The sequence below is a fragment of the Pseudomonas syringae group sp. J254-4 genome (assembly GCF_032586855.1).
Lineage (GTDB): Bacteria > Pseudomonadota > Gammaproteobacteria > Pseudomonadales > Pseudomonadaceae > Aquipseudomonas > Aquipseudomonas amygdali.
The window spans coordinates 156,774-178,987 of record NZ_JAWHOO010000001.1; the positions used below are offsets into that span (position 1 = coordinate 156,774).

Here is a 22,214-nt window from a genome sequence, read left to right on the forward strand (position 1 = left end):
ATGAAAATCATGACCTGCCCGCTCAACGGGCCGCGCAACATCAGCGAATTCACCTACGGCGGCGAATTCAAGCACATGCCTGACCCGCAGACCTGCAGCGATGCGGAATGGGCCGACTACGTGTTCAACAGCGAGGACACCCTGGGCGTGGTGCGCGAGTGGTGGATGCACAACCCTTCCAGCTACTGGTTTCTGGCGGAACGCCATACCGGCAGCGACGAGATCATTCGCACCTTCGACCCGAGGGAAATATTTACCGCACGTATCGACTTCGCTCCCCTCCCATCCAAGGAGATCGCAGGATGACCACCCCAGCCCGCCTGCCCGCGCCCATGGGCCTGCTGATCAATCGCAACCAGCCGCTCACCTTCAGCTTCGATGGCAAAACCTATCAGGGCCTGCAAGGCGACAGCATTGCCAGCGCACTGCTGGCCAACGGTCGCTTTCTGCTCTCGCGCTCGTTCAAATACCATCGTCCGCGCGGCCCGCTGAGCATGGCCGGACAGGACGCCAACAGCCTGGTCCAGCTACCTCACGAGCCCAACGTGCTGGCCGACACCTTTGCCCTACAGGATGGTTTGCAGGCAACCGGACAGAATTTCAGCGGCTCGCTGGACCACGACAGGGATGCCTGGCTGGGCAAGTTCTCGAAGTTCATGCCCGTGGGTTTCTACTACCGCTCGTTCTACAAGCCCAAAGGTATGTGGAAAGTCTGGGAGCCGATCATTCGCAAGAAAGCGGGCCTCGGCGTGCTGGATCTGGACTTTCAGCCTGAATACTACGACAAGGCCTACCTGTTCAATGATCTGGCGGTGATCGGCGCAGGGCCTGCCGGGTTGCAGGCGGCGCTGAAGGCAGCCAACGCCGGCGCCAGGGTGCTGTTGATCGAACAGCAGCCGATACTCGGTGGTTCGCTGACCTACGCGCGCTTCGATATCGACGGTCAGCGTGCCGGGCAACTGCGGCGCGAACTGGTCGACGCCGTGCAGGCGCACGCCAATATTCAGGTCCTCACACAGGCCACTTGCAATGCCTGGTTCACCGACAACTACCTGCCAGTGATTCAGGGCAAGCGTCTGTACAAGGTACGCGCTACGCAATGCCTGGTGTGCAGTGGCTCGTTCGACCAGCCGGTTATTTTTCGCAACAATGATTTGCCCGGTGTGATGCTGACCAGCGCTGCGCAACGTCTGATCAGGCTGTACGCAGTCAAGCCCGGCAAGCGCGCGCTGGTGCTGACCGGCAATGATGACGGTTACCTCGCTGCACTGGATTTGCACGATCAGGGTGTCGAAGTGGTCGCGGTCGCCGACATGCGCGCCAATCCGTCGGATCGGGCATTGCAGGTTGCGCTGGAGCAACGCGGCATTGTCTGCCACATGAGCACCACCGTGTATGAAGCACTGCACGAGAAAGGCATGCGTCACGTGAGCGGGGCCGAGCTGCGCAAGATCACCGGCCAGGGTCAGGTGGCGAACAAGGGTTTGAGTGTCGAGTGCGACCTGCTGTGCATGTCCGGCGGCTACATGCCGGCCTACCAGTTGCTGTGTCAGGCGGGCGGCAAGCTCGCCTATGATGATCGACTGGCCGAGTTCGCGATCAGCAGCCTGCCGCAGAACCTGGGCATCGCCGGTTCGGTCAACGGTTATCACGCGCTGGATAACGTGCTGGCCGATGCGACGAATGCCGCCACAGGGGTGCTCTCGGCGCTCGGCCTGGAATCGGCAGCCAACCCGGCCACGCTGCGCAGTGAAGCGCGGGTCAACTTCCCCTGGCCAATTTTTCCGCATCCAGAGGGCAAGGATTTTGTCGATTTCGACGAAGACTTGCAGGTGCGCGATATCGTCAATGCCACCCGCATCGGCTATCGCGACATCCAGTTGGTAAAGCGTTATTCCACCGTCGGAATGGGGCCGTCGCAAGGTCGTCACTCAGCGTTGCCAACCGCACGGCTGGTGGCTGCGTCGACCCAGCGCAGCATCAGCGAAACCGGCGTGACCACTGCCCGCCCGCCCTTTGAGGCAGAGAAACTGGCACACGTGGCGGGCCGGGCTTTCGACCCCTACCGCCAGACGCCCATGCATCAACGGCATGTGCAGGCAGGCGCGAAGATGATGCCGGCCGGGATCTGGCAGCGCCCAGCGTTCTACGGCAAGCCGGCGCAACGCGATGCCTGCATGCAGCAAGAAGCACTGCATGTGCGCAACAAGGTCGGGATTATCGATGTGTCGACACTCGGTGGGCTGGACGTGCGCGGACCCGATGCCGCCGAGCTGCTCAACCGCATGTACACCTTTGCGTTCCTCAAGCAGCCGGTCGGGCGTTCACGCTATGCGCTGATGACCAACGAGCAAGGCGTAGTCATAGACGACGGCGTTTGTGCACGCTTTGCCGACCAGCACTTCTACGTCACCGCCACCACCAGCGGTGTGGATCGCATCTACCAACAGATGCTCAAGTGGAATGCCCAGTGGCGTCTGAACGTGGACATCACCAACGTCACAGCGGCCATTGCTGCGGTCAACGTGGCGGGTCCGGATTCACGCAAGGTGCTGGAGCAAGTGTGTACCGACCTTGATCTGTCTGCCGAGGGATTCCCTTATCTTGGCGTGCGCCTGGGCACTGTTGCCGGTATCAAGGCGCGGCTGTTGCGGGTCGGTTTCGTCGGCGAACTGGGCTACGAGATCCATGTCCCCGCTCGTCACGCGCTCAGGCTCTGGGATGCACTTGTCGAGGCTGGCAAGGCCTTCGACATGCGTCCGTTCGGCGTCGAGACGCAACGTCTGTTACGTCTGGAAAAAGGCCACGTCATCATCAGCCAGGACACCGATGGCATGACCCATCCGGCCGAAATCGACATGGGCTGGGCGGTCAGCAGGAGCAAGCCGTTCTTCGTCGGCCGCCGCTCGGTGGATATCCTCGAAGCCCAGCCGCAGAAACGCAAGCTGGTGGGTTTCACCCTGCCCAAGGCCAGTCCGTTGCCGCTTGAAGGTCATCTGGTGCTCAAAGGCCCGGACATCAGTGGCAACGTGACCTCCTGCGAATACTCGTCAACCCTGGGCATGATTATCGGCATGGCTTATGCCGCGTTCGACCAAAGCACACCCGGCCAGCAGATTCCGATTCGCGTCGAAGACGGCGTGGTGGTTCAGGCGACCGTCGTGAAACTGCCCTTCTTTGATCCTGAAAACCAGCGCCAGGAGCTCTGAACCATGAATAGCCTTATCCAGGACCGCCCGGTCAGAGCCGGCGCGCCCTCACTGTGCACACTGCAAGACCTGACCGATCTGCCGCGCGTGGGGTTTCGCGGTACGCAAAGCGCCGAATACCTGACAGCACGTGGTTTCAGTCTGCCCGACACGCCGAACCGCGCGGTTACTCAGGCCGACGGCAGCCATGTTGCACGTCTTTCGCAGACCGAATACCTGCTGCTCGGCAGCCCGCTTGATAAAGGCCAGCGCATAGCCGATGAGGAAGCCCGTTGGGAACTGGACCATAACGCCAACTACCTGCTGCCTCGCGAAGACAGCCATGCGTGGCTGCAACTGAGCGGCCCGTGCATCCCCGAGGTGATGGCTAAATTGTGCGGCGTGGACCTGCGTCCGTCAGCATTCGCAGTCGGCTCGGTGGCGCAGACCTCGGCAGCGCGAATCAATGTGATCGTGATCAATGTTGGCGCGCAGAGCGAACCCTGTTTTCAGATTCTCTTTGATCGGGCTTCACTGGCTTACTTCAAGGAAGCGATGCTGGATGCCATGACCGAGTTTGGAGGGCGCCTCTCATGAACAACGGGTTACTGCTTCAGTGAATAAAGGCCGTTTCGTGCTCATGAACGACAACAAGTGTCTGTTACCGCCAAGCCGCCTAAAGAATACTGGCATAAAGCCGTTGGACATTTGGTAGACCATAAGAGCGACCTTCGGCTCAACGCCTGGGGTCGCAGACTGCACCCATGCAGCACCCGACACTTGCGGCAGTAACGCGCCCCCCCGGAGCTCAAATGAATATCAAACAGAAATTGACGTGGGCGTTCGCAGTCATTGCGTGTTTGCCCATATTAGTCGTCGCCGCCATCGTGATCGTGAATCTGCGTGACAAGGCGACCAGTGATTTCGTGGACAGCAGCGCACGTGAAATTCGTCAGGTCGACAATGCCATGCAGCTGTTTTTCGACGGCATCACGCAGAACGTCAATTACATCGCGGCGCACCCGCTGATCGCCGGGGCGGGCGACGATTTCCGCAACTACATGGGCGCAGCCGCCACCGCACAGTCGGAAAACGACAAACAGGCGACCGAGCTGTTCGCCAGTATCGCCAAGGCCCACCCGGCCTACTCCTACGTCTCTTACGGGCTGATCAACGGCAGCTACATCATGACGCCGGAAGACCCGAAAATGAGCAACTACGACCCACGTGTTCGCCCGTGGTACAAGACCGCAATGGCCAATGCTGGCAAAACCGTGCGCAGCGACGCATATTACTGGGCCAACGATGACGCGGTGCTGGTCAGCACCATTAGGGCGATCCCCAATAAACTGGGCAACCCTGGCGGCGTGGTCAACATCGACGTATCACTCAAGCAACTGACCAACATCGTCAAGCAGATCAAGCTGGGTGACAGCGGCTACCTGATGCTGATGGAAAAGAGCGGCACCGTGCTGGTCGATCCCAAACAGCCGGAGCACAACTTCAAGAAACTGGGTGAGCTGGGCGACGGCTTCAGCGAGCTGGCCAAAACCGCCAGTGGTCTGGTCGAGGTGACACTCAACGGTGAACGCTACATGGCCAACGTGTACCCGTCCGAGCAACTGGGCTGGAACTTCATCGGCCTGATCAAGCAGGACGAAGTGATGGCCTCGGCCACCCGCCTGACCTGGCTGATCGGCATTATCGCTGCGGTATTGGCGGTGGTCTTTGCGATTGTCGGTGCCAGTTTTGCCAGCGTCATCGTGCGTCCGATTCACAGCGTGTCCAGCGGCCTGGAAGGCATTGCGGGCGGCGAAGGCGACCTGACCCAGAACCTCGCCGTGCGCGGCAAGGATGAAACTGCGCAACTGGCAGGCTGGTTCAACAAGTTCCTCGCCGCGATTCGCAACCTGATCCAGCACATCGGCCAGGCTGCCGGGAAGATTCTTGAAGCCTCACACAGCTCCACCCGTGTCTCCAACGACATGGCCGAAGCCGCTGGCCGTCAGCGCGAGGCGGTGGACATGGTCTCCACGGCCTTCCATGAAATGGTCGCCACCTCCAACGAAGTCGCCCGCTCCTGCAGCCAGGCCGCCGATTCGGCCGACAGCGGTCAGCAGCAGGCGCGTGAAGGTCAGCGGCAGATCGATGATGCGGTGCGCAGTGTCGACCAGCTCAGCGAGGAACTCACCCGCTCGGCCAAGGACATGACGCAACTGGAAAAGGACAGCGCAGGCATTCAGTCGATCCTCAATACCATCCGTTCGATTGCCGAGCAGACCAACCTGCTGGCCCTCAACGCGGCCATCGAAGCGGCCCGCGCAGGCGAACAGGGTCGCGGCTTTGCCGTAGTAGCCGACGAAGTCCGCGCACTGGCCAAACGTACCTCGGACTCGACCGCCGAAATCGACAACCTGCTGGGCAATCTGGCCAAACGCACCGCCTCGGTGGCTCAACAGATGCACGCCAGCCTCGACGTGTCGCAGCAATCGGTGACCAAGATCGGGCAGGCACGCAGCAGCTTCGGGCAGATCCGTGAGTCGGTGGATGTGATTCGCGACATGAACACCCAAATCGCAACCGCCGCCGAAGAGCAGCATCAGGTGGCCGAGGATATCAACCGTCACATCAGCCAGATCCATGGCGACGCCCAGTTGATCGCCGACCTCTCGGACTCCGCCCGTGCGGATTCCAGAAGCCTGGAACTACTGTCCAGCGAACTCGATGGCCTGGTGCGCAAGTTCAAGACCTGATACTGCACACTCGGAGCGTGAGAAACGATAGGTGTCTGTATGCCCCCTATCGTGCCCATGCTCCGCGTTGGCATGCCGTTCTGGACGCTCTGCGTCCTGTGCGCAGCAGGTGATCCAACCTCAGGGCTCTGCGCTGCCCCTCTCAAACCATTCAGCCAGAAAATCCAGCATGGTGCGCAAGGTGGCCGACTGGTGATGCCGCGAGGTGTAGATCGCGTGTATCCCCAGCGCCCTTGGCTGGTAGTCGGGCAGCACCGCGATCAGCTTGCCACTTGCAATCAGCGGCGCTGCCGAATGCACCGGTTGCAAGGTGATCCCCGCGCCAGCCACTGCGGCCTCCAGCAACACCACTGAATCGTTGGCGCTGAGGTTGCCGCCCACCGGAACACTGAGCGGCAACTGCTGACGGGTGAACTCCCATAGGCTCTTGCCGAAGTACGAATAGGTCAGGCAGTGGTGTGCAGCCAGTTCCTGCGGACTGGAGGGAGTGCCATGCATGGCGAGGTAGGCTGGAGAGGCACAGACAACCGAATCGCAATGCCCCAGTGGACGGGCAATCACATTGGGGTCCAGCTGATTGGTGATGCGGATCGCCAGATCAATACGCTCGCTGACCAGATCCACAGCCTCGTTGCCAATAAGCAGATCCACCGAGGTACCGGGGTAGCGTTGCAGGTAAGCCGTCACCGCTGGGGCCAGAACCGCCAGTGCCAGTGACTGCGAACAAGCAATGCGCAACATGCCGCGGGGCTCATCGACCTGCGTATCGGCAGCCAGCGGCACTGCGTCAGCCAGCTCGACAAGCTGCTGGCAACGCAGCAACGTTACTTGTCCGGGCGCAGTGAGCCCGAGCTTGCGCGTGTTGCGGTGCAACAAGCGCGCTCCCGCCCAGGTTTCCATTTGCGCCAGATAACGGGTAACCATCGCCCGTGACATGTCCAGCGCTTCGGCGGCAGCGATGAGGCTGCCGCGTTCGTTGATGGCCATGAACACCCGCGCCGCCATGATCCGATCCATGATTCATCCGATATAAGCAATCAATAGTTGCCAATATTGAGGCTTTTGTTTCATTTGAAGCAACATAAGATAACCACCTTAGTCCTGTCCGATAAAGGTCGTGCCCCATGCTGCGCAATTCCCTGCTTGCTCTATCGTTCGCTGCGCTATTCCCGCTTGCAGCCCAGGCCGCTGATCCACTGGCGATCGAAGTCTACAACCCGGCCGAAAAAGCCATCTTCCCGGTGTCATCCGAACTGATCACCGGCAAGCATGATGCGGTGCTGATCGATGCACAGTTTCAGCGTAACGATGCTCAGGCGCTGGTAGAGAAGATCAAGGCCAGCGGCAAGAAACTCACCACCGTGTACATCAGCCACAGCGACCCGGATTACTACTTCGGGCTGGACGTCATCAAAGCCGCTTTCCCCGATGCGAAGATCGTTGCCAGCGCCCCTACCGTGAAGGCGATCAAGGCGTCGATGCAGGGCAAACTTGCCTACTGGGGCCCGATCCTCAAGGACAATGCGCCAGCCAGCCTGGTCCTCCCAGAGGTGCTCAAGGGCGACCATCTGACCCTTGAAGGCCAACCGTTGCAGATCAAAGGCCTTAACGGTCCGGCACCCGAGCGCAGCTACGTATGGATTCCATCGCTCAAGGCGGTGGTCGGCGGCGTTGTGGTGTCCAGCGGCATTCATGTCTGGGTTGCCGATACCCAAAGCCCGAAATCGCGTCAGGACTGGCTCGCCACCCTCAAGGGTATTGAGGCGCTGAAGCCGGTCACGGTAATTCCGGGCCATTATCTGGGCGAGGTTCCAGCGGGCACCAAGGCTGTGACGTTCACCGCCGACTACCTGAAGTCCTTTGAACAACAAGCGGCCAAAACCAAGGATTCCAAGGGCCTGATCGATGCCATGCAGAATGCCTGGCCACAACTGGCCGAACCGAGTTCGCTGGAACTGAGTGCCAAGGTCATCAAGGGCGAGATGAAGTGGCCGAACTGATCTGAAACCAGGGAACTGTTGCCGCATCGCCGCAGTTGCGCGCAGCAATTCCGGGGGATGGTCAGACGCCCCCGTCAATCGCTATGCTGCACCCATGAATGCTCCCGTCAAAATCCGTAACTCCTGCCCGCCCGGCGCTTGCGACTGCGAGCGCGAACGGCTGGATGCGGAAGACGCCGACCTGCGCATCCTCAAGCTGACCCGTGATGCGGAAAACACGCTGCTTGAGCGCCTGAGCCGTGTTGAAAGCCTGAAGGATCTGGAGCACATGCAGCGCAAGATTTTCGAGCAACTGGGTGTGCGCGTCGAAATCGCACCGGGCTTCAACGAAGTACGCACCATGCGCGGCATCAGCATTGTCGTGCAGAAAAAGACCGGCCTGTGCCGCAAGACGCGCAAGTCGGTTGCAAGCGCAATCCGCAGTGCACTTGAGGCACGCCCGCAGATCGCCTATGAACTACTCAACGCCAACGACCTGCTGCGCGACGCGTGAGTCAATACAGAGCCCGAACAGGCCTTTGAAACCATAACGCCCGATCTAAAACGGAGCGGGCGTCATGTTCATTGTCCTGTTGACTGATCAACAGGCCCCCGGCGGAATACCACCCTTGTTGAAGTCCTTCAGGCGTTCCTTTTCTTCTGGCGTCGAGTGCGCAGGCACATCGTTTGCCGGTTCCGGCTTTTTCTCGTCTTTCTGGTCAGTCATGGTCATTCTCTCCGCTCGTGGACACTCAAAATAAGGCCACACGCGAAGCATTCGGTTCCGATTGATTAGCGCGCTGCCACTTGTTCGGCGACATTGCACTCCAGTTGCCTGGCCAGCCCCTGCAAATCGAGCAGGGTTGCGCGCCAACTGCGTTCCTGACTGCCGACGCTGACCAGCGAGCGCACTCGGTCATTGACCGAGATCCCCTTGCCGGTATTGGCCTGCCAGCCCTGCTCGAGCATGGCCGGGTCGAACTGATTGAACGCGTCGATCGCATCGACCCGGCTCACGGCAAAACCAAAGCACAGGCGCTCGCCACGCACGATCAGGACACGGGACGCTTCACCCGGGGTTTGCGCCCCCTCGCCCAGCAGGCTGCTCAGGCAGATCAGCGGCACTTGCTCGCCACGCAGATTGAACTGCCCCAACAAGTGTGTCGTCGGTTGCGACAAACCGATCAGCTGTTGCGGCACGCTCATGATCTCGACGATCTGACTCAACGGCGCGACGAAGCGGGTCGGTGCGTCAAACAGCAGGCAGGCATGCCGCAGCATGGCCTTGGTCACATCGTGCGAGGCTTGTGCAGGTTTGACGTCGTGCTGATAAACCTGGGTGTAGCTTTTGACTTCCGGGCGCTGCAACAGCATTGGATGATCCAGCAACAATGCCTGTTGCCCCTCATCCAGGTTCATAACCCCGGCCAGCAGTTCAGGATGCGGCAGGCCGTAACCCGGTGCCGCCAGAAGACTGCCCGGGTCCTGGCGCTGGATGGCGACCATGCGGTCGTAACCAAACCCGCACACCCGGCCATCCGGTGCCGTCAACAGCAACAACTGCGGCTTGGAAGTCTGGCGTTTATGGTCCAGACCAAGGACTTCAGACAGATTGAGCGCCGGAACCTTGGTGCCACGTACCGACGTCACGCCAAAGCAGCAGTCACTGGCAAAGTCCGACGCCGAAATTTCAGGGTTATCCACCAGTTCGGTCACGACGCTCGCATCGATACAGAAGTTGCGACCGTCACACTCGAACACCAGGTAATGCAGCAAACGATTCTTGGCCGCGAGTGCCTCTTCCTTGAGCACCTGCGCGCTCGGATCAGCAGCAAACAGTACGCCTGGCAAGCTACTCAGAAAACCCAGGTCGAGCTTGTAGATCATCCGCGATTCTTCTGCGCCCAGCAGCAGTGATGGCAGCAACCCGACACTGGTGCCGCCAGGGCCCAAGGGGCTGAATTGAGAGTCGCGGGCCTTGAGAATGTCGCATACCGCATCAATCGCCAGCCCCAGGTAGCCACCGCCGTACTTGAGAATAGCGACCAGCGGCGTGGGCAACGATGTATCGCCGCCCTCCGCCAACTGGCCCCGCAGGTCCACCAAAGGCACCGGTTTGCCGCGCAAGGTAAACACCCCGCGCAACGCACCGCGAGTCAGCGGATGGGGGTACAGGTCGGCAGGCCAGTGCACGGCCTCCATCAGCGCTTCGGCAACCACCGCCAGATAAACGCCATTGATCTGCACGACGCCATAGGCATTCAGGCTGCTCATGCAGGTTGTCCGATGGATACCTTGTCCAGAGTCTGGGTGTGGCCGGTCAGGTTGGCTTTATGCAGCTCCACGATCAGTGTTTCCACTTCCTGCGCCGACAAGCGTTGTTTCTCGGTCGCGGTGTTGATCCCGTCGATTGCCTGAGTGGTCTGCATCACGCCTTCCACGATGTGTTCGAAGGCTTCGCCGGCACTGCGCGAAATCTCGTTGCCCGACTCGATCCGGCTGACTGTTTCGAGGATCAGCTTGTTGATTTCCTTGGTCGCACGCGAGGACTTCTCGGCCAGCTTGCGCACTTCATCGGCCACCACCGAGAAGCCCAGGCCGTGCTCGCCAGCCCTGGCCGCCTCGATAGCGGCGTTGAAGGCCAGCATGTTGGTCTGACTGGCGATCTCGCTGATCACCTGGATGATGTCCTGAATGCCCTCGGCCGACTTGGCGATCATGCCCATCGCATCGGACGCCTTGACCAGAGTCTGCGAACCGGTACTGGCCTGCTCACGCGTCATTCTGGCCAGATCGGTGGCCGTCTGGGTGCTTTGTGCCACGTAGGAAATGGCGTTCATCAGTGCTTTAACCGACTCGCCCATGGCGCGGGTCTTGGCTTCTATCGCCTGCTCCATCTCGACCTGACGGGTAATGTCAGTGGCGAATTTCACCACTTTGAACGGCAGCCCGTCATGGTCTAAAATCGGGCTGTACGTCGCCTGAATCCAGATTTTCTGCCCGTACTTGCTGACGCGCATGAAGCGTCCGGAATAGAACTCGCCCTGCCCCAGCCCGTGCCAGAACTCCCGGTATTCAGTGGCACGCACATATTCCTCATCACAGAAAATACGGTGATGCTGGCCCTTGATTTCCTGCAGGCCATAACCCAGCGCTTTCAGGAAGTTGGCGTTGGCCGTAATGATGTTGCCGCTCATGTCGAATTCGATGACGGCCTGGGCGCGGTCGATTGCATTCACCTTGCCGTGGTGCTCGACGCTGGTTTCCTTGGCAACTGTCACGTCGAGCGCGAACTTGACGATCTTGTAGGGTTTACCCTGCGCGTCGAAGATCGGGTTGTAGGTCGCCTGAATCCAGATTTCCTTGCCATCCTTACGCTTGCGTTTGTACTCATTGGCGTCGTATTCGCCACGCCCCAGTTTTTCCCAGAGCTCGCGATACTCCAGACTGCTGACAAACTCCTCAGAGCAGAACATCCGGTGGTGTTCGCCGACAATTTCCTCAAGGTCGTAGCCGAATACCGCAAGGAAGTTGCGGTTGGCATGCAGCACCTTGCCGGTCAGATCGAATTCGATAACCGCCTGAGAACGCTCGATCGCCGTCACCTTGCCCGCGGACTCAGCCTGACGAATGCGGCTCTCGGTCACATCGTTGGCGAACTTCACGATCTTGTAAGGACGACCATCCGGGTCGAATATCGGGTTGTAGGTGGCGCTGATCCACAACTCGCGACCGTTCTTGCCGATGCGCTTGTATTCGCCGGAGTCATACTCGCCACGTTCGAGCTTGGCCCAGAAGGCACGATAGGCCGGACTGTTCAGGTAGTCGTCTTCGCAGAACATGCGATGGTGCTGACCCTGAATCTCGTCCAGACGATAACCCAGGACCTTGAGAAAGTTTTCGTTGGCGGTGAGCACGCGACCGTTAAGGTCGAATTCGATGACACCCTGCGAGCGATCGATAGCCGCAACCTTGCCTTCGTACTCGGCATTGGATTTGCGCTGCGCAGTCACGTCCGTAGCGAACTTCACCACCTTGAACGGATTGCCTTGCTCGTCAAACACCGGGTTATAAGTGGCCTGCAACCAGATCTCGCGCCCGTTCTTGCCCAGGCGCTTGTACTGCCCTTCGTCGAAAGCGCCCTTGCCCAGTTTTTCCCAAAACGTCGCGTATTCGACGCTGGACGCATATTCCGGCGTGCAGAACATACGGTGATGCCGACCCTGGACCTCATCCAGCCGATAACCGACGCAATCCAGAAAATTGGTATTGGCCCGCAGGATATTGCCTTCAAGATCGAACTCGATCATCGCCTGGGAACGGTCAATGGCCGTCAACAGCGAGTGAACATCAAGTTCCAGCCCGGCCCGGTCCCTGTGGGTGCTTTCAATTGTGGTCGACATGTGGAAGTACTCTGCGAGTAGGCATCTGTGGAAGTATTGTTATAAAGCCCCGGTCTGTGCGGGCCCGGTCAAACGCTTCAAACATGAGGCGCGGACTGACTATGGTGCCTGCTGATCAAGCCGGTTAATCGTCTTTCTCAATGCCTTCCATAGCGCAAACTTCAAGGCCGTCAGAGCCAGGTGGAACTATCGAAGTCACTCGGCAAGGAGCCGTTACATAAACATCGGCTTCAGTCAGATTAGCTTTAGCGCTGCCAGACCACTATTTAGCCACTATCAACGCACACACTTCCTGGCCCTACCGTTCACCGGTAAGGATCGCTTCGTAAACCACTTCCGTCCCCTGCTGAAAACCGTTGCGTCATCAGGCGTAAAACCAGATGACGAGAATCACGGCCCCCGTCCATCCCAGGGTGAGCAAGAAAGAAAGCCCTGCAAGGCGCGGGTCCATGGAACTCCTGTTCTAGAAGGCTTGGGTAAGCAGAGCGCTGCATACGTAGGGATATATCGGCTGGATCACAGGTCTATAAACTATTTTCACCACCTTGAAACACTGCCGGCACAGGGGTCTTGCTCTGGATCAACGTCTGATAACCTTGCCGCCGATCACTTCGTAAAAAGACGCTCGTCGCAGAGGCAGCCATGGCCATGATTTTCCCAGCCGAACCACTACGGCCCGAGGATCGTTTCGACGCCTGGCAGGAGGTTGTGAGCTCGACGTATGGCTTGGTCACCAGCCAGCCGCTGACCGAAGCGCCGTTTGACGGCAGGCTGAATGTCAGGGATCAGAGTAGCGTTACCTTCACCCGTATCCAGTCTTCCCCCCTCCATTACCGGCGGTTGCAGCAAGACAGGGAGAGCGATCACTTCCTCCTCACGCTCTCTTTGTGTTCCGTCGCTATCGTCGTGCAGAACGACAGAGAGTCCCGGCAAGGCGCTGGCGATATCGTCCTTTACGATAGCGCACAGCCTTACGCATGCAGTTACCCCGAAGGTGACGATCAGATTGTGCTGGCGGTGCCCCGCAAATTGTTGCTGCAACACATGCCCGCTGCCGAACGACTGGTGTGCCGCACGCTCGATGGCCGTTCGACGCTGGGCCGTGTTGCCGCAACCTTGTTGAATGAAGCCTGGAACACAGAAGGCTTATCGGACCCGCTGAGCGAGCGACTCAATGCATCACTGCTGGACGTACTGTCTACAGCCTTCGACTCGGTGTTCGGCGACACCGATATCCGGCAGCAGTCTCGTCAAATGCAACAACTGCAGCGCATCAAGCAGTTCCTGTTGAATAATCTACCCGACACAGGGCTGACGGCCGAAAGCATTGCTTTGGCGACTCATGTTTCGCCACGCACGCTCAATCGCCTGTTCGCACAGGAAGGCACCACGGCCATTCGCTGGCTCTGGCAGCAAAGGCTCTCGGCGTGCCATGACGCATTGCGCAAAGGCCACGTTCGCCGCGTCAGTGACGCTGCGCTGAATTTCGGCTTCAGCAACCTCTCGCATTTCAGTCGAGCCTTCAAAAACGCTTATGGCATCTCTCCTCAGCAGTTGCTGGGGCCACGATAAGACGATTGGCACCTTCGGCACAGCGATTGACCGTTCAGGCAAAGCACGCCACATCCGGGTCGAGCAGTATCACCGCCATGCCAATGAACGGTGACGAAGGAAAACCTCGATGACTACCCAACCCGATAAAACCCTGCGCCTGATCTTTCCCCAGTGGCAAGGTGGCAACAACGCGCCTTATCATTTTGGCGCACAGCTGCTGGCGTGGCTGGCACCGGACGCGTCAGGGCCCGTCGAGCACGTGGCCGTAACCGAACCGGATGATCAACCACTTGAACTTGAAAACGGCATCATCGCCCGCCATGCGCTGCTGGCCCAGCTTGGCCTTGCACGGCAACTGATCGACCAGCATCAGCCGGATCGTCTGGTGGTTCTGGTGGTTCTGGGTGGCGACTGCCTGGTCGACCTCGCGCCATTCGCCTACCTGAACGAACGTTATGACGGTGACCTTGCGGTGCTGTGGGTCGACGCTCACCCGGACGTCATGACACCCAGAGACTTCCAGCATGCACACGCGATGGTCATGGGCAATCTGCTGGGCGAAGGTGACAAGGATTTCGTCAATGCCGTGAAACGCCCGATCAAGCCTGCCAATGTGATGTACGCGGGCCTGCAGGAAACCCTTGAGGTCGAAAGCGCATTCATCAAGCGTCTCGGGCTGCGCAGCGCCGATGCACAGGCGCTGGCACACTCCAGCGAGCCGGTGCTGCAGTGGCTTGAGGAAACCGGTGCAAGGCACCTGGCGATCCATCTGGACCTGGACGTGCTGGACCCGGCACTGTTTCGCTCTTTGCTGTTTGCCCAACCCGGTGTCCCTACCAGTAAATTTGAAGGCGTTGCTCAGGGCAAGATGACTATCGAGCAGGTCGTCCGCTTGCTGACAGACGTTGCCAGCGCCGTGGACGTGGTCGGCCTTGGCATTGCCGAGCACCTGCCGTGGGATGCTCTGGCGCTGCAGAACATGCTGACGAAACTGCCGCTGCTTGGCGACCGGCTGCCAAGCCACGGGACTGACTCCTGAACCAGCGAGTAAAATTCAATTTATGCATATTTAAATACCAGATAATTAGTTAATTTAATAATTAACATATAACAAAATAGAATTTCACTGTGGGTTTTTATAGGCATATCGTCATCCTATACCGACCCCTTTCTCCAGGCGGAGGTGCATCCACCTTTCTGAACCGTCCGGAGCAAAAACATGAGCAGACAACGACACCTTAAACTTGGCGCAATGGTCCACGGAGTCGGCCATGGCTGGGGCGAATGGCGCCACCCGCAGGCGCTGGCCAACGCCAGTGTGAATTTCGGCTTTTATCAGCAGCAGACCCAGTTGGCCGAAGCGGCCCGCTTCGATTTTGTGTTCATTGCCGACAGCCTGCACATTCACGAAAAATCCAGCCCGCATTACCTGAATCGTTTCGAACCGTTGACCATTCTCTCCGCACTCGCAGCCACCACCCGGCATATCGGTCTGGTGGCAACGGTGACGGTCAGCTACACCGAACCCTTTCAGGTAGCTCGCCAGTTTGCTTCGCTGGACCACATCAGTGGCGGTCGGGCTGGCTGGAATGTGGTGACTTCCTGGCTCAGTGGCACCGCCGACAACTTCAGCAAGGGCGAACACCCACCGCACGCCGTACGCTACCGTATCGCCAAAGAGCATATCGAGGTGGTCAAGGGCCTGTGGGATTCCTGGGAAGACGACGCCTTCGCCTACGACAAGCAGAAAGGCGAGTTTTTCACGCCCGGCAAACTGCACACGCTGAACCACAAGGGCGAATTCTTCTCGGTGAAAGGCCCGCTCAACATCGCCCGGTCGAAGCAGGGTCAGCCGGTGATTTTTCAGGCAGGCACCTCCGAGGCCGGGCGTAACTTTGCCGCTCAGAACTCCGATGCAATTTTTGTCCACGCCGAGAGTTTCGATGAAGCGCGCGCCTATTATCAGGACCTGAAACAAAGGGCTGGCGGCTTTGGTCGCGACCCTCACGCGCTGTCGATTCTTCCGGGCATTCGCCCGATTGTCGGGCGCGATGAGGCTGAGGTGGAGAGCCGCTATCGCCAGGCCGTGGAGTTGGTGACGATCGAAGACGCCATTGTCGCCCTTGGCCGACCGTTCAATGATCACGATTTCAGCCAGTACCCACTGGACGAACCCTTCCCGGAACTGGGCGATCTGGGCTCCAACAGCCAGAAAGGCGGTTCGGACCGGATCAAGCAACTGGCCAAAGACGAAGGCCTGAGCCTGCGTGAAGTCGCCCTGCGCTTCTCCCTGCCCCGCCGTGACTTTGTCGGCACACCGCAACAGGTCGCCGACGCGATACAAACGTGGTTCGAAGCAGGCGCAGCCGACGGTTTCATCATCAATAGCGTCCTGCCGGACGGCCTGCAGTACTTCACCGAATGGGTGGTGCCGGTGCTGCAACGACGCGGACTGTTTCGCACCGAATACAGCGGCAATACGCTACGTGAAAACCTCGGCCTTGAGGTGCCGGTCAATCGTCATGCGAAGGCTGTCGCCCATCAATCTGACGAGGCGGTGGCATGACTCGACTCGTGATTGCCAGCCAGCTGGATGATGATTTCAATCAGGTGATTCGCGAGCGGCTTGCAGTGACCCACCCTGAAGCCAGGGTCATCGGCGTACCTGCCGGAGTGCCGAGCGATTTGCCCGGCGAGGTCAGCATTCTGCTGGCGCGCCCTATCAACGTGCGTGGTTATGAAGCCCCGGCCTTGCCGCCTCCGGGCTGGCCCTATGGCCTGAAATGGATTCAGGTGGTGTCTTCGGGTATCGACTTCTATCCGGGCTGGCTGTTCGACGGGCCGCCGGTAAGTACCTCGCGGGGCAGCGCGGCAGAGAATATCGCCGAGTTCTCGCTGGCCGCCATTTTTGCTGCAGCCAAGCATCTGCCGGATATCTGGGTGCATGACTCGCACTGGAATTTCACCGCACTGACGCCGCTCAAGGGCACTACGCTCGGGATTCTCGGCTTTGGTGCCATCGGTCGCAGCCTGGCAAGCAAGGCCCAGGCGCTGGGTATCAACGTGATCGCATTGCGGCAAAGTCCGGCTCCGTTCGAGGTTGACGGTGTCGAGGCTGCACGCGACATTCACGACCTGTTCGCGCGCGCAGACCATCTGGTACTGGCCGCGCCGTTGACACCGGCCACGCGGCACATCGTCAACGCCGAGGTGCTGAACAGTGCCAAACCCGGCCTGCACTTGATCAACATCGCCCGTGGCGGTTTGCTTGATCATGAGGCGCTGCTCAATGCGCTGGATAATGGAAACATCGGCCTGGCCTCGCTGGACGTCACCGAACCCGAACCCCTGCCGGACGGGCATCTACTGTACTCACATCCTCGCGTGCGCCTGTCACCGCACACCTCGGCGATCTCCAGCAACAGCCGTAACGAAATAGCCGACAGCTTTCTGGCCAACCTTGAGCGTTTTCTCAATGGGCAGGCCTTGCAGAATCAGGCTGATCGCCAGCGCGGCTACTGACACTCAGCGTCACCTTCACATACCGAGCGTGCCATGCCCAACCCGATAAAACACACACAACCTGGCTACCGCCGTCCGCTGCTGGCAGGCCTGCTCGCGGCGTTGGCGTTATGCATCGCCCTCCCCGTCGAAGCACAGCAAACGTTGCGGATCGGTTACCAGAAGTCTTCCACGCTGATCACCCTGCTGAAAACACGCGGCACGCTGGAAAAAGCCCTTGCGCCACAGGACGTCACCGTCACCTGGCATGAGTTTCCGAGTGGCCTGCCGCTGCTGGAGGCGTTGAACGTCGGCAACGTCGATATCAGCGCGGATGTGGCGGACACCGTACCGATCTTCGCTCAGGCAGCGCAGGCCAGGCTGACCTACTTTGCCCAGGAAGCGGCCTCGCCTTCCGCGCAGGCAATCATCGTCCACAAAAACTCGCCCGTGCAGCAGTTATCGGATCTGAAAGGTAAAAAAGTCGCTGTCACCAAGGCAGCGGGTTCCCACTACCTGCTGATTGCTGCGTTGAAAAAGGCCGGTCTGGCATTTTCGGATATCCAGCCCGCCTACCTGTCGCCCGCCGACGGCCGAGCGGCCTTCGAAAACAACAAGGTCGACGCATGGGTCTCCTGGGAACCCTTCCTGACCAGCGCGCAACGGCAATTGCCGACCCGCACCCTGGCTGACGGCAAGGGACTGTCCAGTTACAAACGCTATTACCTGACCGGCACCAACTACGCCAAGGACCATCCGCAAGTACTCAGCGTGGTTTACGAGCAGTTGCACAGCGCCGGTATCTGGCTAAAGGCCAACCCGCGAGAAGCCGCGCAGGTACTGAGCCCTTTATGGGGCAATCTGGATATCGAAACGGTCGAAATCGCCAACAGCCACCGCACCTATCAGATACAGCCGGTCACGCATAAGCAACTGGACGAGCAGCAGCATATCGCCGATGCCTTCTTCGCAGCGGGCCTGCTGCCCAAGGCGGTGGATGCGCAGGCTGTGGAGGTATGGAAGCCTTGAGAGAGGGGGCGTATGTGCTCTTACATCAAGCACGCACGCCCCTCGGTCAGCGTGCGAATTCAAGCACGCGGCGGCCTGGGAAACACTCCGCGGGCGGTTTCATAAGCCTGCGCGACACGCAACGCCAGGGCATCCTTGAAGCGCGGCGCGACAATCATCATGGCAACCGGCAGGCCCTCGGCCAGGCCTGCCGGGATTGACGTGGCCGGGTGGCCGGTCAGGTCGAACGGCGCGGTATTGGCGAGCATGTTCAGTGCGCTGTGCACGTACTCTTCAATCGGCGCATCGGCGGCGGTCAGCGTGGTGGCTACAAACGGCATGGTCGGCATCACCAGTACGTCAAAATCCTTGAATGCTTCGTCGTATTGACGGGTGAGTTCCGGCACCAGCATCCGCGCCTTGGCGTAGTAGGCACCGTGCAGGTTTTTCAGGCTGTAATGCCCGGTAAGTGCCACGGCACGCACGCTGCTGGACAATGCGTTGGCATGCTCACGACGCCTGGCACCGAAGTAGCTCATGATCTCGGGGTCGTAATAGCCGTCGACATTCATGCCATAGCCGTTGCCTTGCAGCATCTGGTACGCCGCACCATCGGTGGCGATGACATTCCACATGTCCAGCGCCACACCGCGGTGCCACGGAGCGCTTGCCTCTCCGACCGTCGCACCAAGGCTTTCCAGCTGTGCCACTGCGGCGCGAACCAGCGCGTCGACCTGCGGTTCGGACATGCCGGGAATCGCAAAACCTTCGCGCAGCAGGCCGACTTTCAAGCCGGCAACGCCCTGATCGAGGGTCGCGACACAACTGACCGCTGGCGGGTTTTTCTGCCTTGAATCAAGCCCGTCGGCCCCGGCGATTACGTCGAGCATGACCGCGCAGTCGCGCACGTTATTGGCCATCGGACCGACATGGTCGATGGTCCGCTCAATCGGAAAAGCCCCGGTATAAGGCACAAGACTGTAGGTCGGCTTGTGCCCGACGATGCCGCTCCAGGCCGACGGCATGCGGATCGACCCGCCTTGGTCGCCGCCGATGGCCATGTCCACTTCCTGCAAGGCGACCAGCACGGCGCTGCCGCTGGAGGAGCCGCCTGCGTTGCGGGTCAGGTCCCACGGGTTTTTTACCGCACCGGTGGCCGAGGTAAAACTGGCTCCGGAGAAACACAAGTCTTCACAGACTGACTTGCCGACCACCGTCGCGCCTGCGGCCAACAAGCGTTTGACCACCGTGGCATCTTCGGACGGCACGTAACCATCAAGGCTCAGCGAGCCGTTGGCCATCGGAACGCCGGCCACTGAGACGTTGTCCTTGATGACCACCGTTCTGCCCGCCAATGGGCCGCTCGCCGCACCGGCAATGTGCGTCTTCACGTACCAGGCGCCATGCAGGTTTTCGGCCTCTGTCGGTTTGCTGTGCTCGCGCAGCGGCGTGGGCTGCGCAACGTGAGCGGCGTACAACGCATCAATGGCTTCGTAGGAGCCCAGGGTTTCGTCAGCAAGACTCAGGAACGATGCCATCTGGCTGTCTGACAGGTCGTACCCGTGATCCTGGGCGGCAATCAGAAAGTCGGCTTTGTCGGGGCGTTTTACGGACATGGTGTTCTCCAGATAACGGTAAGGGCCGCCCGGGATCGGGCAGACACTGACTGGAGCCGCCTGCGCAGGATGCGCAGGCATGGGCTCGATCCGGAGGACGCCGTTGTCCATGCCGGTCGCCACGCGGTGTTCCATACCTGCCGGTTCAGGGCGTATGGCAAGCGTCCGCGCAGAAGAGGATCAGACCGATGAGGCCCGACACTCGAAGCGAGTCTGCAGCCTGTCAGGAACAGGCTTGTTGAAACAGTTCGTGGGCCTTGACCAGCGCCTCGGCGATTTTCTCCACGGGTTCACGCTTGGCCATCGCCTGATCCCGCAGCGCGTTGTAAGCGTCTATTTCAGACATACCCTTGGTTTCCATCAGGATGATTTTTGCCTGCTGCACGGTACGCATCACCGCCATGCGCCCTTCCAGGCGCTTGACGTGTTTTTCCCGTTCCCGTGTTTTGCGTGCCTGGCTGAGGGTGATGGCCAGCGCCGTCAGCAGGCCGAAAGACCTGACCGGCGAGGGAATCACCGAACAGGCATTGAGCTGCACCAGCGCCTCGACAATGATCGGGTTTTCATAGGCGATCACCGGAATGATCGGCGGCGTCGAGTTGTGCAGCAGCCAGGGCGTGTTGGTCGACAGGCTTTCCGGCGACACCGCCAGCACGATCACGTCAGCCTCACTCTGCAACCGTTCGGGGATCGGCCACTGCACGCGTACCTGGCAACCAATACGCTGCAACTGGGCGATCAGGTTGCGACCGTCTTCATCATCGGGGTGCATCACCAGCACGCTGATGTCGCGCAGGTCCTTGATGCCGCCTGCGCTGTCGTTGCGCAAACGTTTCTTGGCGGCACGCAGGGTCATGGACGCCTCCCGGTCAGGCTGGACCAGCCGTTGAAGTCAGGCGCAACGGCATAAGGATCGGGCTTCAGCGCTTTCTGACTTTGGTAAAGGATGTCGAACTGCCCGTCGCCATTGGCACGGCCGATCCGCGAGTACAGGTAGGTATGGTGATTGTGCTCATCGATGCGCACCCGTCCCTGAGGCGCGTCGTATTCCAGACCGCGCATGGTTTGCAAGACGTCCTCTACCTCCGTGCTGCCTGCGCGGGCTATCGCCTTGGCCAGCAGATGGACCTGAAAATAAGCGGCTTCCCAGCAGCGGTCGGTCACCTGATGCTGGCCGAACATCTCCCGGTATTGCGCAATGCACTGACGATTGAGCGGCGTGTCGATCGACTGGAAGTAAGTGGCTGCCGAAATGTGCCCGGTGCCCAGATGCACACCCATCTGCTGAATGTCGGTTTCGCTGGTGGTGACACTGGCAATCGGCATGACCGCCGGGTCGAAACCGGCGTCGGCGTAGGCCTGGTACAGGTGCGCCATGGTGTCACCGACCACTGTGGAAAAGATGAACGAGGGTTTCAGTTCCCGGGCCTTGACCATGAGCCTGGCGAAGTCCTCTGGCCTGGCATTTTTCAATGGCAGGTAGTACTCGCCCAGCTTGCTGCCTCCGCGCTCGTAGAGCAGGTCGCTCATCAGCCGATTGGTTTCGTAAGGGTAGACGTACTCGGAGCCGATCATCAGCACGCGACTGCCGAAGTGGTCGAACATGTAACTGCCCAATGGCACGGCGTTATGGTTCGGCGTGGCACCGGTGTAAATGATGTTGCGCGAATACTCGAAGCCCTCGTAGTAAACCGGATAGAGCAGCAACGCGTTGTACCGTTCGACGACGGGCAATACTGCCTTGCGCGCCGCCGAGGTGTAGCAACCGAAGAAAAACCGCAGGTTCTCTTCACGAATCAGCGATTCAACGTGCATGGCAAACAACGCAGGCGTTGAATCCGGGTTACGGGTAATCAGTTCCAGAGGACGGCCATTCACGCCTCCTGCCGCGTTGATCTGATGGATTGCAAACTGTGCGCCGCGCATTGTTGAACACTCACCGGCAGCAGTAACGCCGGTATTGGAAAACAGACCTCCTATGCGGATCGACGGGTCAACCATGTCTATGAACCTTGTTCAACGTGAGGTGAGACGCCCGAACCTGGCCGGGAGCCTGAAAGAAGACTGAGCGAATAACCGTGGATTCAACGGTGGCTCTCAGGCGGTTGTGCCTGGGGCTGGCGTGACGGCAGTGTCAGGACCAGTCGTGCGAGGGACCTTCCACACCTGCCGAGAGTGGGCGTGTGGCAAGAGACCCTGCGAGGGTGTTGAT

Annotated in this window: 18 protein-coding genes and 2 pseudogenes; 12 read left to right on the forward strand and 8 right to left on the reverse strand. The window is 59.6% G+C overall.

Annotated features, from left to right (window positions below; all coding sequences use genetic code 11):
* The 5 genes and pseudogenes from RYB09_RS00685 (at position 1) to RYB09_RS27115 (ending at position 5,941) form a co-directional block, all read left to right on the forward strand.
* Positions 1–306, forward strand: coding sequence for a sarcosine oxidase subunit delta (locus RYB09_RS00685; RefSeq protein ID WP_058400239.1), 306 nt, complete (start codon positions 1–3; stop codon positions 304–306).
* A complete protein-coding gene (locus RYB09_RS00690; RefSeq protein WP_058400238.1) occupies positions 303–3,209 on the forward strand; it encodes a 2Fe-2S iron-sulfur cluster-binding protein in 2,907 nt (968 codons plus the stop codon). The genes RYB09_RS00685 and RYB09_RS00690 overlap by 4 nt, the downstream gene beginning before the upstream one ends.
* Before the next feature lie 3 nt (positions 3,210–3,212).
* Positions 3,213–3,785, forward strand: coding sequence for a sarcosine oxidase subunit gamma (locus tag RYB09_RS00695; protein WP_002553900.1), 573 nt, complete (start codon positions 3,213–3,215; stop codon positions 3,783–3,785).
* A gap of 371 nt (positions 3,786–4,156) precedes the next feature.
* Positions 4,157–5,083, forward strand: a pseudogene (locus RYB09_RS27110) (cache domain-containing protein); the annotation flags it as partial.
* Between the two features lie 129 nt (positions 5,084–5,212).
* Positions 5,213–5,941 carry a methyl-accepting chemotaxis protein gene (locus RYB09_RS27115; protein WP_369812063.1) on the forward strand — a complete coding sequence of 243 codons (729 nt, stop codon included), beginning with the start codon at positions 5,213–5,215 and terminating at the stop codon, positions 5,939–5,941.
* A 120-nt stretch (positions 5,942–6,061) separates the two neighbouring features.
* On the opposite strand, the gene RYB09_RS00705 is transcribed toward RYB09_RS27115, so the two are convergent.
* Positions 6,062–6,958, reverse strand: a complete 897-nt coding sequence (locus RYB09_RS00705) for a LysR family transcriptional regulator (RefSeq protein WP_316887126.1) — start codon at positions 6,956–6,958, stop codon at positions 6,062–6,064.
* Between the two features lie 107 nt (positions 6,959–7,065).
* Here RYB09_RS00705 and RYB09_RS00710 point away from each other — a divergent pair, with 107 nt between their 5' ends.
* Both RYB09_RS00710 and RYB09_RS00715 read left to right on the forward strand, forming a co-directional pair.
* A complete protein-coding gene (locus RYB09_RS00710) occupies positions 7,066–7,941 on the forward strand; it encodes an MBL fold metallo-hydrolase (RefSeq protein WP_058400234.1) in 876 nt (291 codons plus the stop codon).
* 94 nt (positions 7,942–8,035) lie between these two features.
* Positions 8,036–8,434: a hypothetical protein gene (locus tag RYB09_RS00715; RefSeq protein ID WP_058407583.1), complete on the forward strand. Its 399-nt coding sequence runs from the start codon at positions 8,036–8,038 to the stop codon at positions 8,432–8,434.
* Between the two features lie 87 nt (positions 8,435–8,521).
* On the opposite strand, the gene RYB09_RS00720 is transcribed toward RYB09_RS00715, so the two are convergent.
* The 4 genes and pseudogenes from RYB09_RS00720 to RYB09_RS00730 form a co-directional block, all read right to left on the reverse strand.
* Positions 8,522–8,647 (reverse strand): hypothetical protein, encoded by a 126-nt coding sequence (locus RYB09_RS00720; protein ID WP_080164905.1) that lies wholly within the window; start codon positions 8,645–8,647, stop codon positions 8,522–8,524.
* A 65-nt stretch (positions 8,648–8,712) separates the two neighbouring features.
* The gene (locus tag RYB09_RS00725; RefSeq protein WP_058400233.1) at positions 8,713–10,194 is read right to left on the reverse strand and encodes a chemotaxis protein CheW; all 1,482 of its coding nucleotides are present in this window, start codon (positions 10,192–10,194) and stop codon (positions 8,713–8,715) included.
* Entirely contained in the window at positions 10,191–10,817 is a 627-nt protein-coding gene (locus tag RYB09_RS27120; protein ID WP_410478295.1) for a methyl-accepting chemotaxis protein, read from the reverse strand. The genes RYB09_RS00725 and RYB09_RS27120 overlap by 4 nt, the downstream gene beginning before the upstream one ends.
* Positions 10,818–12,323, reverse strand: a pseudogene (locus RYB09_RS00730) (PAS domain-containing protein); the annotation flags it as partial. It lies immediately after the preceding gene.
* A gap of 642 nt (positions 12,324–12,965) precedes the next feature.
* Between RYB09_RS00730 and RYB09_RS00735 the strand changes: the two are divergent.
* From RYB09_RS00735 to RYB09_RS00755, 5 genes are all read left to right on the forward strand, one after another.
* The gene (locus RYB09_RS00735) at positions 12,966–13,895 is read left to right on the forward strand and encodes a helix-turn-helix domain-containing protein (protein ID WP_054081844.1); all 930 of its coding nucleotides are present in this window, start codon (positions 12,966–12,968) and stop codon (positions 13,893–13,895) included.
* A gap of 109 nt (positions 13,896–14,004) precedes the next feature.
* Positions 14,005–14,916, forward strand: a complete 912-nt coding sequence (locus RYB09_RS00740; protein WP_316887127.1) for an arginase family protein — start codon at positions 14,005–14,007, stop codon at positions 14,914–14,916.
* A gap of 180 nt (positions 14,917–15,096) precedes the next feature.
* Positions 15,097–16,443 carry an LLM class flavin-dependent oxidoreductase gene (locus RYB09_RS00745; RefSeq protein WP_316887128.1) on the forward strand — a complete coding sequence of 449 codons (1,347 nt, stop codon included), beginning with the start codon at positions 15,097–15,099 and terminating at the stop codon, positions 16,441–16,443.
* Positions 16,440–17,399, forward strand: coding sequence for a D-isomer specific 2-hydroxyacid dehydrogenase family protein (locus tag RYB09_RS00750; protein ID WP_316887129.1), 960 nt, complete (start codon positions 16,440–16,442; stop codon positions 17,397–17,399). Before RYB09_RS00745 ends, RYB09_RS00750 begins: the two co-directional genes overlap by 4 nt.
* Before the next feature lie 33 nt (positions 17,400–17,432).
* Positions 17,433–18,407, forward strand: coding sequence for an aliphatic sulfonate ABC transporter substrate-binding protein (locus RYB09_RS00755; protein ID WP_316887130.1), 975 nt, complete (start codon positions 17,433–17,435; stop codon positions 18,405–18,407).
* Between the two features lie 59 nt (positions 18,408–18,466).
* Here RYB09_RS00755 and RYB09_RS00760 read toward each other — a convergent pair whose 3' ends face one another.
* The 3 genes from RYB09_RS00760 to RYB09_RS00770 all read right to left on the reverse strand — a co-directional run bounded on the left by RYB09_RS00760 (position 18,467) and on the right by RYB09_RS00770 (position 22,003).
* A complete protein-coding gene (locus tag RYB09_RS00760; protein ID WP_316887131.1) occupies positions 18,467–20,137 on the reverse strand; it encodes an amidase in 1,671 nt (556 codons plus the stop codon).
* 88 nt (positions 20,138–20,225) lie between these two features.
* Positions 20,226–20,858 carry an ANTAR domain-containing response regulator gene (locus RYB09_RS00765; protein ID WP_122281693.1) on the reverse strand — a complete coding sequence of 211 codons (633 nt, stop codon included), beginning with the start codon at positions 20,856–20,858 and terminating at the stop codon, positions 20,226–20,228.
* The gene (locus tag RYB09_RS00770) at positions 20,855–22,003 is read right to left on the reverse strand and encodes a transporter substrate-binding domain-containing protein (protein WP_011168900.1); all 1,149 of its coding nucleotides are present in this window, start codon (positions 22,001–22,003) and stop codon (positions 20,855–20,857) included. Before RYB09_RS00770 ends, RYB09_RS00765 begins: the two co-directional genes overlap by 4 nt.
* Positions 22,004–22,214 lie beyond the last annotated feature (211 nt).